Source organism: Sphingomonas sp. Leaf257, from assembly GCF_001422185.1.
Lineage (GTDB): Bacteria > Pseudomonadota > Alphaproteobacteria > Sphingomonadales > Sphingomonadaceae > Sphingomonas > Sphingomonas yabuuchiae.
In genome coordinates, this window is the sequence record NZ_LMMH01000012.1 from 103128 (window position 1) to 115774 (window position 12647).

Consider the following 12647-nt stretch of genomic DNA (forward strand, 5'->3'; position numbering starts at 1 on the left):
TGCTCGGACACCAAACGTCACGCCAACACCCGTTGCCCAACGCCCCCCACCGCACTAACGCTGTCGCAAACATTACAAAGAGCAGGGCGACAGGGTTTGGAACTCCAGACAAACGGGCAAGTGGAAGTGGCAGTGCGCGGCGTGCTGGCCGATGTGCTGGGTCTGTCGGCCGAGCGCGTGGACGGTTTCGACGCGGACACGCCGCTGTTCGGTGCGTTGCCCGAGCTGGACTCGATGGCGGTCGCGGGCGTGCTGACCGAGTTGGAGGATCGCCTGGGCATCCTGATCGAGGATGACGAGGTCGACGGCGAGATGCTGGAGACGTTCGGCCAGCTCATCGCCTTTGCGCAATCCAAGGCGGGCGCTTGATCGACTATTATGACTGGCCCGGCGGGCGTGAGGCGATGGTGCGCTTCGGCCCGGCGCAGGGACCGGTTGTGCTGGTTGCATTGCCCTTCTGGGAGGAAGCGAACCGGACGCGTAGCGTGGCGGTCGCGATGCTGCGGCGGCTGGCCGATCACGGCATCGGCGGCGCGCTGCCCGACTGGCCGGGCACGGGCGAGAGCCTGATCCCCACCGAGAATGCCAGCATCCTGCAATGGCGCGACGCGCATCAGGCCGCGGCGGAATCGCTGGGCGACCGGCCCTGTTACGCCGTGTCGATCCGGGGCGGCGCGCTGGTCGACGGGTTCGCGCTGCTGGGCGGACGTTGGCACCTGACGCCGATGACGGGCGAAGCGGTGCTGCGCGACGTGATCCGGGTACGCGCGGCGGCGGGGCTGCGTGGCGACGAACATGGCGTGTTCGGCGCGGAGTCGCCGGTCCGGGTCGCGGGCAACCGGGTTTCCCCGCATTTCCTCGCCGGGCTGGCGGGGGCCGAACTCCACGACCAGCCGGGCGTGCCGCGCCGCGTCGTGCGGCTGGGCCATGACCGTGCCCCTGCGGACCGCGTGATCGATGCGGTGCCGCCCTGGCGTCGGGCCGAGCCGCAGGAAGATCCCGCACTCGCCGCCCTGCTGGCCGAGGATATCGCGCAGTGGATCGCGTCATGCGAAGGCTGATATCCTTCCCCTGCGAGGGCGCGACGCTGATCGGCACGCTGGATGAAGCGGACCGAGACACCGGCCTGATGATCGTCTCCGGCGGCAACGAGCCGCGCATGGGCGCACACCGGGGCCAGGCGATGCTGGCGGCACGGATCGCGGCCCATGGCTATCCGGTATTCCGCTTCGACCGGCGCGGTGTCGGCGACAGCGAGGGTGCCAATGGCGGCTGGACATCGAGCGGCCCCGATATCGCCGCCGCCGTCGACGCCTTTGCCGATGCCGCGAACCTGAGCCGGATCGTCGGCTTCGGCAATTGCGATGCCGCCGCCGCGCTGGCGATGTTCGGCGCGGAGGCCGGGTTCGCCAAGGTCCTGCTCTCCAACCCGTGGTTGTCGGAGGAACCCGACGCGCTGCCCCCCGCCGCCGCGATCCGCCGCCATTATGCGAAGAAGCTGGTCAACCCCGCCGAATGGCTGCGGCTGGCGCGCGGCGCGGTCGATCTGGGCAAGCTGCGCCAGGGGCTGACCAAGATCGCCGCCGCCCCGTCGCCCCTCGACGCAACGGCCGCGCCGCTGATCCGCGCGATCCATGGCTGGGCCGAGGATGCGGCGATCATCGTGGCGCAGGGCGATGCGACTGGGGTCGCTTTCCGCGCCGCCGCACGCGGGCACGGCTTTGCCATCGAGACGCTGGCAACGGACTCGCACAGCTATGCCGATGCGATGGACGCGCTGGAAAAGGTGATCCTCGCCCATCTGGCACGGGCCGGATCGGACGGAGCGACGCCTTTGCACGACGGGGACACGGAACTCGAAAATACAGATTAACGCGTTTTAAGATCAGGATTTTTTCCGGAACGCCTCCCTGCCCCGCCCATTGGATGGGGCAAGGAGAGACGGTCCATGAACGAACGCCCTACCCCACCCCAGCCCGAACAACAGCAGGACATGCCCGGCCAGACCGAGGCGATGGATCCTCGTCCCGACCATGGCGAACATAGCTATGTCGGCCATGGCAAGCTGACCGACAAGAAGGCGATTATCACCGGTGCGGACAGCGGCATCGGCCGCGCGGTCGCCATCGCCTTTGCCCGCGAGGGCGCGGACGTCGTGATCTCGTACCTTTCCGAAGACGAAGACGCCGCCGAGACCCAGCGGCTGGTCGAACAGGCGGGCCGCAAGGCGCTGCTGATCCCCGGCGATGTCAGCGATCCGGCGCATTGCCGCACCATCGTCGAGCGTGCCGTCCAGACGTTCGGCCGCGTCGACATCCTGGTGAACAATGCCGCGCACCAGGCGAGCTTTCAGGCGGTCGAGGACATCAGCGACGAGGAGTGGGAAATCACCTTCGCCACCAACATCCATGCGATGTTCTATCTGGTGAAGTCCGCGCTGCCGCACATGGGCGAAGGCGCGTCGATCATCAACACGACCTCGATCAACGCCGACAAGCCCAACCAGCAGTTGCTTGCCTATGCGACGACCAAGGGCGCGATCCACAATTTTACCGCCGGGCTGGCGCAGATGCTCGCCGAGCGCAACATCCGGGTCAATGCGGTGGCGCCAGGCCCGGTCTGGACCCCGCTGATCCCCTCCACCATGCCGCCCGAGGCGGTGAAGAGCTTCGGCGAGCAGACGCCGATGGGCCGCGCCGCGCAACCCGCCGAACTCGCGCCCCCTTACGTCCTGCTGGCGAGCGGCGAGGCCAGCTACATCAGCGGCGCGACCATCCCCGTCACCGGCGGCACCCCCTTCCTCTGATCCTCAACCCAAGGAGCGATGATCCATGGCTACCCTACCCAATGACGTCGTCGCGGCAGTGTTTGTCGCCGGGCTGAAGAACGCCCATGCCGTCGAGCATCAGGCGCTGGCGCTGATCGACCGGCAACTCGATCACCTGTCCAACTATCCGGATGTCGCCGATCACCTGCGGATGCATCGGGGCGAAACCGAACAGCAGATCGTCAGGCTGGAGGATATTCTCGACGGCTTCAACGAAAGCCGCTCGATGCTGAAGGACGCGGCGCTCAGCTTCTCGGGCAATATGGCGGCGCTGGGCCACACATTCGCACCCGACGAAATTCTGAAGAACAGCTTTGCCAACTTCGCCTTCGAGAATTTCGAGGCGGCCAGTTACAAGTCGCTCATCACCATCGCCGATGTCGGCGGCTTCGGCAGCGCCACGCCGCTGCTCACCCAGTCGCTGAACGAAGAACTGTCGATGGCGGCCTGGGTCGACGAGAACAACGCCGCGCTGACCCGCCGCTATCTCGAACGGCGCGCGGCGGGTGAAACCGCCAGCCACTGATTTCCCCCCATCACCGACCCAGCCCCATCTCCGACAAAGCGAGGCCGATCATGTATTATCACGACAAACGCCTGCAATATCCCGTCCGCTGTGAAAGCCCCGACCCCTTGTTCGCGCGTATGCTGCAACAGGCGATCGGCGGCGTGGAGGGCGAGATCCGCGTCTGCATGCAGTATTTCTTCCAGGCCTGGGGCAACCGTGCCCCGACGCCAAAGTACCGCGACATGCTGCTCCATACCGCCACCGAGGAGATCGGGCATATCGAGATGCTGGCGACCGCCGTCGCGCTCAATCTCGACAAGGCGCCCGCCTCGCTTCAGGAAGAGGGCGCGGCGGACGGCATCGTCGGCGCGGTCATGGGCGGCGGCAATGCCCGCCACGCGATCGAGGGAACGCTGCACAAGCATATCCTGTCGACCGGACTGGCGGCGCATCCATCGGACTCGGACGGCGTGCCGTTCAACATGAGCCACATCTATGCCAGCGGGAACATTGCCGCCGACATGTATTGCAACGTCGCCGCCGAAAGCACCGGCCGCGTGCTGGCGACCCGCCTCTACAATGCCGCGCATGATCAGGGCATGAAGGACATGCTCCACTTCATGATCGCGCGCGACACCATGCACCAGGAGCAATGGCTGGCCGTGATCGAGGAACTGGGCGAACAGGCGTCGCTACCCATCCCCAACTCCTTCCCGCAAGCGAAGGAAAGCCAGGATCACAATTACGACTTCTTCGTCACCTCGGTCGACGGCACCTATCCCGAGGGCCGCTGGACCCAGGGACCGAGCGTCGACGGCAGGGGCGAGTTCACCGTGTTCCGCAACGAACCGATGGGCGAAGAGCCGGTGCTCGGCCCCGCCCGTCCCGACAGCGGCGCCCAGGCCGAACAGATCGGCGAGCGGCCGGTCGCGTAGGCCAGTACATTCCTCCCCCTTGCAGGGGAGGAATAAAGGACCGCCCCGAACCGTTCGGTCCGGGGCGGTTTTCGCGTCAGGCCCCGACCGGTATCGTCTTGCCTGTCGTGCGATCCAGCGCCCGTGCGGTCAGCACGTCGAGCGCGGTGGCAAAGGCCACGAACCCGATCGCACCCCAGACCGCCTTCTCGCGCGGCGAACGACGCGCGGACACCGCCAGCGTCCCCAGATCGAGCAGATCGCCCATCACCCGATTCCACACTCGCGCAGAATGGGCAGGCGCCTGGACCAGCCCGACCCCGGCGACGATCTCGCGCACGCCATAGGCTTTGACGGCCCCCGCCCCTCCCGGCACCGACAAACGCTCGGCGATGCGGCGGGAGGCAAGCAGTTCGGCGGCTCCCAGGGCGAGCGAGAACAGGCCAAGGCCTAGGCTGACGGATTTGGCGTTCATGATGGTTCCTTCATCGCTGTCATGCGTCAAAGGCCAACGTGAACACGCCAGTGGCGGTCCATAAATCCATCCAGATCAATCAGTTGCCGGAACCGATACAGCAAGGCGGAACCGCTTTGCCCGCGAAATCCGGCACTTGCCTGCGCATTGCCACTCGGCCAGTCTGGCGCGATGATCCTCCCGCTTCTGCTCGCCGCCGCCGCGACGCCCGCCGCCGCTCCCTCCCCCGCCCGGCTGAAGGCCGATGTCGAAGCCCTGGTCGGCTTCGGCACGCGCCACACCGCCTCCACCACCACCGATCCCAAGCGTGGCATCGGCGCGGCGCGCGACTGGGCGGCCAGGCAGTTCGAGACGATCGGCCAGGGCTGTAACGGCTGCATCACCGTGGAGCGGATCAATCGCCGCTTTACCGGCCCGCGCGCGCCGAACGGCGTGATGGTCGAGGATGTGCTGGGCATCCAGCGCGGGCGCGACCCGAACCGCGTGGTCATCGTCGGCGCGCATATCGACAGCCGCGTGACCGATGTGATGGACGCGACCTCGGACGCGCCGGGTGCCAATGACGATGCCTCGGGCGTGGCGCTGGTGCTGGAGGCGGCACGCCATCTGTCGAAACAGCAGTTCGACGCGACCATCGTCTATGCCGTCTTCTCGGGCGAGGAACAGGGGCTGTGGGGCGCAACGCTGCTCGCCGACACGGCCAAGGCGCGGAATTGGCGCATCTCGGCGATGCTCAACAACGATATCGTCGGCAACACGCTCGGCCAGGGCGGCGTGCGCGAGGCGCGCTGGGTCCGCGTCTTTTCCGAGGGTATCCGCGCCTCCGAAGACCTGCCGCAGCAGATCCAGCGGCGCGGCAATGGCGGTGAGGATGACGGCCCCAGCCGCGCGCTGGCCAAGGCGATCGACGGGGTGGCCGACAAGCTGGGAGGCCTCGACGTGTTCCTCGACCGGCGGCCCGACCGTTTCGGGCGCGGCGGCGATCACGAACCGTTCCTGAAGCTCGGCTATCCCGCCGTCCGCTTCTCGGTCGCCAACGAGGATTGGGACGCGCAGCACCAGGACCTGCGCAAGGAAGGGGCGGTCGCGTTCGGCGACACCATCGACAAGATGGACTTCCCCTATCTGGCGAAGGTGACGGCCATCAACATCGCCACGCTGGGTCGTCTGGCCGCCGCCCCGGCCGCGCCGGACAAGGTGACGATCAGCGGCGCGCTATCCCGCGATACGCAGGTCGAATGGGCGGCGGTGCCCGGCGCGGTGCGTTACCGCGTCCACTGGCGGCGCAACGATACCGCCCAGTGGAGCGAGTCGCGCGACGTGACCGAGACGAAGACGGTGCTGACCCAAGTGCCGGTCGACGACCATTTCGTCGGCGTGTCGGCGATCGCGGCGGACGGTGCGGAAAGCCTCGTCACCTTTGGCGGCCGCTGAACGGCGATCGGTCGAAATATGAAAAGGATGCCGCCCCGCGGGAGAGTCGGAGCGGCATCCCGGTTTCCAGCCCGGCGTCTCTCGGGCTGAAATCCCCCCTGGGGGAAGGCGTCAGCGACGAACCAGCGTACTGCGAACGCGCGCGCGTCGCGGGGCAGAACGCACCACTTCGGTCGTGGTGGTGGTCGTCGTGGTAATGACAGGAGCGCCCTGTACCACAATTGTGGTAGCCGTGGGAGCCGGATAATAATAACCGTCCGCATAATAACCCGCTTGCGGAGAGGGCAGCGCACCCGTCGTGCCCACCGTGGTCGTGGTGGTGACGGTCGTGCCGTCCTGCGTCACCACGCGCCGTCCCATGGCAGGCGGCGGCGGGGGCGGCGCATACGGGTCCTGATAGCTGTAATCGTCATAGCCCGGCTCCATGCGCCGCCCATGATCCTCGGCCCGGTCGATGGCATAGCCCGCCGCCGCGCCGACGCCCGCACCGATCAGCGTGCCGCCCAGGCGATTTCCGCGCCCGGCAATCAGATTGCCCGCCACGCCGCCCGCGGCCGCACCGATCGCGGCGCCACCCAGCCCGTTATCGCGCCGAACGGGCGGCGGCGGGGGCGCATAGGGTCCGCCCGCATAGTCCGGCATCCCGTCCCAGTTCACGCCATACACGCTGTCATAGACCGACCCGCGCTGGTCGATCAGGACCGCATCGTCATAATAGCGCGACCAGCGATAGCCGACCGGCGGCTGCGGCAGGGTATAGACCGCCCAATCCTCCACCCCGAAACGTCGATCGGTCCAATAGGAGGGCACGGTCATGCCACGCACCGGACGGCGATAGGCGGGCCAGCCGCCGGGCGCGTTGGCCCCGCCCCACCAGCGTCCGCCGACCCGGCTGCCCCAGCGATTTCCCCGCGCGGGCGGTACGCCCACCGAGTCGGTCCGAATGACCGGCGCTGGCTCACGCATCGGCGCGGGCGGCCGCTCGGGGGCGAAACCGGGACGCGGGTAGCTTGCCCCCGCCTGCGCCAAGGCGGGCACGCTGGCGACCATGGAAAGGGTCAGGAGGATCAGGCGCGACGAGCTTCGCATGGCAAATATATTCCCCTGTTCAATACGGCGACGCCCCCCTCAACGCCGAAATCGAAACAAGGTTTGATATCAGCGCCCTGCCCCCATCGATAGCGGCGCCGAAAGTCCCGAAACGGGTCAGTCCGCCATCGCCGCGAGACGCGGGGCGAGCAGCGCCATCAGCGCCTCGCACCCTGCCTGATCCTCTTCGTCGAACCGGCCGGGCTCGGGGCTGTCCAGGTCGAGCACGCCGATCACCGTGCCGTCGAGCAGGACCGGCACGACCAGCTCGGACCGGCTGGCGGCGTCACAGGCGATATGGCCGGGGAAAGCATGGACATCGGCCACGCGCTGCGTCCGCGCTTCCGCGACGGCCGTGCCGCACACGCCCTTGCCGACCGGAATGCGGATGCACGCCGCCTTGCCCTGAAACGGCCCGAGCACCAGTTCGCCACCGACCATGCGGTAGAACCCGGCCCAGTTGAGATCGGGCAGATATTGCCAGATGAGCGAAGCGGCATTGGCCATGTTGGCGACCGCATCCCCCTCCCCGGCGGTCAACGCGTCGAGCGCGGCGTGGAGGTCCCGGTAAAGCTCCGCCTTCGATCCGGCGGCGATGTCGAACTGGTACATGGTGCGGGATGTAGGACGGTCCGACCTCCGCGTCATCCCCGCGCGATCACTTTCGATTCAGGGTGAGACAGCTCCTCTCCCCTCCCCTTCGAGGGGAGGGGAGAGGACCGATCAGAGCGCCAGATCGGGATGGCGGTTCGGGCTGACCCGCGTGGCTTCGGGGCGCGGTGCTTCCGTGGTCGAGGGTGCGCTGACCGGCGGCGGGGCGAGTGCGAGTTGCAGCGTCTCGGCGGTCGCGGCCCATTCATGCGCCAGCAGATCACGATCCTCGTTCAGCGCGGTGCCATAGCTGGGCACGATCTCACGGATCTTGGCCTGCCAGGCCGGGGTCGCAAGGCGATCGGGGAAGACCTTCTTGATCAGGTTGAGCATGATCGACGGCGCGGTCGAAGCACCCGGCGACGCGCCCAGTAGCGCCGCGATCGAGCCGTCCTTCGACGCGACGATTTCGGTGCCCAGCTTCAGCACGCCGCCCTTTTCGGGGTCGCGCTTGATGATCTGTACCCGCTGCCCGGCCTGCCACAGCCGCCAGTCGCCGTCCTTGGCGTTGGGGAAATACTCCCGCAGCGCGTTCATCCGGTCTTCCTGGCTCATCATCAACTGACCCGCCAGATATTCGACCAGCGAGAACTCGTCCCAGCCGACCGACAGCATCGGGCGGAAATTGTCGAGCGTCACCGACTTGGGCAGGTCGAAATAGGACCCTTCTTTCAGGAACTTGGTCGAGAAGGTGGCGAAGGGGCCGAACAACAGCACCTGCTTGCCGTTCAGATAGCGGGTGTCGAGATGCGGCACCGACATGGGCGGCGATCCGGTCGAGGCCTTGCCATAGACCTTCGCCATGTGGCGTTTGGCGATGGCGGGGTTCTCGGTGACCAGGAACGATCCGCCGACCGGGAAACCGGCATAGTCGTCGCCCTCGGGAATGCCCGACTTCTGGAGGATGGGGAGCGCGCCGCCGCCCGCGCCCGCAAAGACGAAGCGTGCGGTGATGATCCGCTTTTCATCGGTCTTGCGATCGCGCGCGGTCACGCGCCAGCTGCCATCGGCATTGCGCTCGAGCGAGCGGACCTCATGGCCGGTGGTCAGCGTCACGCCCGGCTGGCCCTGGAGCGCACGGATATATTGGCGCGTCACCTCACCCCATTCGCAATCGGTGCCCAGCACCGATCGGGTCGCCGCGATCTTCTGCCCCGCCTTGCGCCCCTCGATCATCAGCGGCACCCACTGGGCGATCTGGCGCGGATCGGTGGTGAACTCCATGCCAGAGAAAAGCGGGCTGGCGAGCAGCGCGGCATGACGCTTCTGGAGGAAGGCGACATTCTCGTCTCCCCACACCAGGTTCATGTGCGGGGTCGAGTTGATGAAGCTGCGCGGGTTCTTCAACACGCCGGTACGCAGCTGGTGGCTGAGGAACTGGCGCGTGACCTGGAACTGCTCGTTGATCTCGATCGCCTTCTTGATCTCGACCTTGCCGTCCGCTTCGTTGACCGGCGTATAGTTCAGCTCGCACAGCGCCGAGTGGCCGGTGCCCGCATTGTTCCAGCCGTTGGAGCTTTCCTCCGCCACCTTGTCCAGCCGCTCGACCATCTCGATGGTCCAGCTCGGCTCCAGTTCGCGCAGGAGCACGCCCAGCGTCGCGCTCATGATGCCGCCGCCGATCAGCAGGACGTCGACCTTCTGCTCCGAACCCGCCGCTTCCGCCGCAAAGGGCGCAACCGCCGCCGTGGTCGCGGCCAGCGCGGAGCCCATCATCGCGCGCCGGGAAATGCCGGTCTGCGGGGCTGCTTCGGAAGCGCGCGTCCGGCTGCGCTGGTTTCGATCGTCACTCTGCATGTTCGACGCCTTCTCGATAGGGGTCATCCGTGCTGTCGGCGATCCATGGTCGCGACGAACGGCATGGCCACGATGTCCAAATTCGGGCGCCCCCCTTCCGCCAGCCGCGATCGCGCGAGCGGAAAAGCGGCCGCAACCGGCCTTCCGATCCTCATCCTAACGTTCGATTTCATGTACCTGTCACACCGCATAGCCGAGTCTTGCGTGCTGTCCATGTCGGGCCATTTCCCCGCTCACCAGCTTTGTCGGCGCAATCGGGAGGACAGTCGTGGCCCATTCATACCGGTCTATCAATAATGCATCTCAATATATTCACAGCCGTCAGGATCGTGCTGTTTTCCGCTCACCCCTTCGGCCGATTGTTCTGCAAACCGCTCAAAATGCCATAAGCAGCCCGCTTGCACGGCCCGTCATATTGTCCTACAAATCTGTCCAGAAAAATTTCAGGAGAGGGCGTGCCCGCCGTGCCATCAGACGTGACGCCCGCCTATATCGCGATCGATTGGGGTACGACCAACCGGCGCTGCTATGTCATCGCCGCCGATGGTACGATGCTGGACACGGTGCGCGACGATCGCGGCGTGCTGGCGATGAAGGCGGAGGATTATCCGGCTGAAATCGCCGCAATCCGCGCGCGTTTCGGCGAATTGCCGGTCATCGCGGCGGGCATGGTCGGCTCGACACGCGGCTGGCGCGAGGCGGCCTATGTCCCCGCCCCCGCCGATCTCGCCAGCCTGGCGCGGGCCGCGACCCGGATCGAGGAAGCGGATGTCACCATCGTCCCCGGCGTCTCGCTGCTGACCGAAACGCGGGCCGACGTCATGCGCGGCGAAGAGGTGCAGGTTCTGGGTGCCGTCGCGGCGGGCCTCGCTCCTGCGGATGCGCTGTTCGCGCAGCCCGGCACGCACAACAAATGGGTGCATGTCGCAGGGAGCCGGATCACCGACTTCGCCACCACCATGACCGGCGAGTTGTTCGCACTGGTCAAGGGGCATGGCATCCTGGCCGGGATGCTCGACGGTCCGGTCGCGGATGGCCCCGCCTTTCGCGACGGCCTGGCGCGCGGCAGCGGTGCCTGCGACCTGACGGCGGCGCTGTTCGGCGTGCGGGCCTCGGTGCTGCTCGGCCGGATCGCGGCGGAGGACGCGGCGGCCTATGCCAGCGGGCTGCTCATCGGCAGCGACATCGGCGCGGTTCCCGATATCGAGGGCGGCACCGTCCATCTGTTGTCGAGCGGCCTGCTCGCCGACCTCTACACCATCGGGATCGAGGCGCGTGGCGGCACCGTCGTCGCGCTCGACAGCCATGCCGGTTTCCTTGCCGGACTTCACGCCATTCGGGAGCATTTGTCATGACCGACCCCGCCCAGAGTTTCGCCAAGGCCTTTGCCGCCTGCCCGCTGGTCGCCATCCTGCGCGGCCTGACGCCCGACGAGGCGATCCCGGTTGCCGACGCGCTGGTCGAGGCGGGCTTCACCCTGATCGAAGTGCCGCTCAACTCGCCCCAACCCTATGACAGCATCGCGGCGATCGCAGCGCATGTCGGCGACAAGGCGATCGTCGGCGCAGGGACCGTGCTGACCACCGAACAGGTCGACCGGGTCAAGGCGGCGGGCGGAACCCTGATCGTCTCGCCCAACACCGATGTCGAGGTGATCGCGCATAGCGTCGCGCAAGGGCTGATCTCGCTGCCCGGCTATTTCACCCCGTCCGAGGCGTTCGCCGCCTTGAAGGCCGGTGCGCATGGCCTGAAGCTGTTTCCGGCCGAGGGTGCCTCGCCCACCTTCCTCAAGGCGCAGCGCGCCGTCCTTCCGCGCGACGTCGCGGTGCTGGCGGTCGGCGGCATCACCCCCGACAACATGGCCGAATGGCGCGCGCACGGCGCGGACGGGTTCGGCCTGGGCTCCAACCTTTATCGCGCGGGCAAGCCGGCGGCGGATGTCGCCGTGTCGGCGCGCGCTTATGTCGAAAAGGCACGCTGATACCGATGACCGACACGATCCGTCTCGCCCTGGTCGGCATGGGCAAGATCGCCCATGACCAGCATGTCCCCGCCATCGCCGGCAACCCGGCCTTCGAACTGGTCGCGACCGTCAGCCGCTCGCCGGGCGGGGTCGAAGGCGTGCCGCATTTCCACGACATCGACGAACTCGCCAAAAGCGATATCACGGTCGATGCGGTGGCGCTGTGCACCCCGCCACAGGTCCGCCACGCCATCGCCGCCGCCGCGCTAGCGAACAACTGGCACGTCTTCCTCGAAAAGCCGCCGGGCGCGACGCTCGCCGAAGTAGCGGTGCTGGAGGAACTGGCGGCCAAGGCCAACCTCACCCTGTTCGCCAGCTGGCACTCGCGTTACGCGCTGGGTGTCGAGCCCGCGCGCGAATGGCTGTCGGCTCGCAAGGTGACGTCGGCCGCGATCACCTGGCGCGAGGATGTCCGGCAATGGCATCCGGGCCAGGCCTGGATCTGGGAAGCGGGCGGCTTCGGCGTGTTCGATCCGGGCATCAACGCGCTGTCGATCGCGACGCACATCATGCCGCAGCCCTTCTTCATCGAGCGCGCGACGCTGGATTTCCCCGCCAATCGCGACGCGCCGATCGCCGCCGACGTCGCCTTCCGCACCACGGACGGCACGCCGGTCACGCTCGACCTCGACTGGCGGCAGGAAGGCCATCAGAGCTGGGACATCGTGGTCGAGACGACCGACGGTACGCTCAAGTTGGCCGAGGGCGGCGCGGTGCTGACCCTGCCCGACGGCTCGACCCCGCATCAGGAAGAGGGGCTGCACGGCGAATATCCGGGGCTGTACGCGCGCTTCGCCGAACTGGTGCAGGGCGGCCGCTCGGATGTGGACATCGCCCCGCTGCGCCATGTCGCCGACGCCTTTATGCGCGGCAAGCGGCGTGAGGTGGAAGACTTCGTGGAGTGACCCGGGTTTAGGTCAGTCCCTTGC

Annotated in this window: 14 protein-coding genes; 10 read left to right on the top strand and 4 right to left on the bottom strand. The window is 67.2% G+C overall.

What is annotated here, in order from left to right:
* The first annotated feature begins 96 nt into the window (after window positions 1–96).
* The 6 genes from ASF14_RS08305 (at window position 97) to ASF14_RS08330 (ending at window position 4270) form a co-directional block, all read left to right on the top strand.
* Window positions 97–369: an acyl carrier protein gene (locus ASF14_RS08305; RefSeq protein ID WP_056434054.1), complete on the top strand. Its 273-nt coding sequence runs from the start codon at window positions 97–99 to the stop codon at window positions 367–369.
* The gene (locus ASF14_RS08310; protein WP_201780560.1) at window positions 366–1061 is read left to right on the top strand and encodes a hypothetical protein; all 696 of its coding nucleotides are present in this window, start codon (window positions 366–368) and stop codon (window positions 1059–1061) included. Before ASF14_RS08305 ends, ASF14_RS08310 begins: the two co-directional genes overlap by 4 nt.
* Complete coding sequence (locus ASF14_RS08315; protein ID WP_056434056.1) at window positions 1049–1873, top strand: hydrolase 1, exosortase A system-associated; 825 nt, start codon at window positions 1049–1051, stop codon at window positions 1871–1873. Before ASF14_RS08310 ends, ASF14_RS08315 begins: the two co-directional genes overlap by 13 nt.
* A gap of 75 nt (window positions 1874–1948) precedes the next feature.
* A complete protein-coding gene (locus tag ASF14_RS08320; RefSeq protein ID WP_056434059.1) occupies window positions 1949–2806 on the top strand; it encodes a glucose 1-dehydrogenase in 858 nt (285 codons plus the stop codon).
* Between the two features lie 25 nt (window positions 2807–2831).
* The gene (locus ASF14_RS08325) at window positions 2832–3353 is read left to right on the top strand and encodes a ferritin-like domain-containing protein (protein WP_056434062.1); all 522 of its coding nucleotides are present in this window, start codon (window positions 2832–2834) and stop codon (window positions 3351–3353) included.
* 50 nt (window positions 3354–3403) lie between these two features.
* Entirely contained in the window at window positions 3404–4270 is an 867-nt protein-coding gene (locus ASF14_RS08330) for a manganese catalase family protein (protein ID WP_056434064.1), read from the top strand.
* 76 nt (window positions 4271–4346) lie between these two features.
* Here the strand turns inward: ASF14_RS08330 and ASF14_RS08335 are convergent, their stop codons facing one another.
* Window positions 4347–4724 carry a hypothetical protein gene (locus ASF14_RS08335; RefSeq protein ID WP_056434545.1) on the bottom strand — a complete coding sequence of 126 codons (378 nt, stop codon included), beginning with the start codon at window positions 4722–4724 and terminating at the stop codon, window positions 4347–4349.
* A gap of 171 nt (window positions 4725–4895) precedes the next feature.
* Here ASF14_RS08335 and ASF14_RS08340 point away from each other — a divergent pair, with 171 nt between their 5' ends.
* Window positions 4896–6158 (top strand): M20/M25/M40 family metallo-hydrolase, encoded by a 1263-nt coding sequence (locus tag ASF14_RS08340; protein ID WP_056434066.1) that lies wholly within the window; start codon window positions 4896–4898, stop codon window positions 6156–6158.
* Window positions 6159–6269: 111 nt separating this feature from the next.
* On the opposite strand, the gene ASF14_RS08345 is transcribed toward ASF14_RS08340, so the two are convergent.
* The 3 genes from ASF14_RS08345 to mqo form a co-directional block, all read right to left on the bottom strand.
* Window positions 6270–7247, bottom strand: a complete 978-nt coding sequence (locus tag ASF14_RS08345; RefSeq protein ID WP_056434068.1) for an RcnB family protein — start codon at window positions 7245–7247, stop codon at window positions 6270–6272.
* 117 nt (window positions 7248–7364) lie between these two features.
* Window positions 7365–7859: a GAF domain-containing protein gene (locus ASF14_RS08350; RefSeq protein ID WP_056434070.1), complete on the bottom strand. Its 495-nt coding sequence runs from the start codon at window positions 7857–7859 to the stop codon at window positions 7365–7367.
* A gap of 111 nt (window positions 7860–7970) precedes the next feature.
* On the bottom strand, window positions 7971–9695 hold the full coding sequence (mqo, locus tag ASF14_RS08355; RefSeq protein ID WP_236696991.1) for a malate dehydrogenase (quinone): 1725 nt from the start codon (window positions 9693–9695) through the stop codon (window positions 7971–7973).
* Between the two features lie 464 nt (window positions 9696–10159).
* Between mqo and ASF14_RS08365 the strand changes: the two genes are divergently transcribed.
* From ASF14_RS08365 to ASF14_RS08375, 3 genes are read left to right on the top strand one after another with little or no spacing between them, the layout of a single operon-like run.
* On the top strand, window positions 10160–11050 hold the full coding sequence (locus ASF14_RS08365; protein WP_056434547.1) for a 2-dehydro-3-deoxygalactonokinase: 891 nt from the start codon (window positions 10160–10162) through the stop codon (window positions 11048–11050).
* The gene (locus tag ASF14_RS08370; RefSeq protein ID WP_056434076.1) at window positions 11047–11676 is read left to right on the top strand and encodes a 2-dehydro-3-deoxy-6-phosphogalactonate aldolase; all 630 of its coding nucleotides are present in this window, start codon (window positions 11047–11049) and stop codon (window positions 11674–11676) included. Before ASF14_RS08365 ends, ASF14_RS08370 begins: the two co-directional genes overlap by 4 nt.
* Window positions 11677–11681: 5 nt before the next feature.
* Window positions 11682–12623: a Gfo/Idh/MocA family protein gene (locus tag ASF14_RS08375; protein WP_056434078.1), complete on the top strand. Its 942-nt coding sequence runs from the start codon at window positions 11682–11684 to the stop codon at window positions 12621–12623.
* The last annotated feature ends 24 nt before the right edge of the window (window positions 12624–12647 follow it).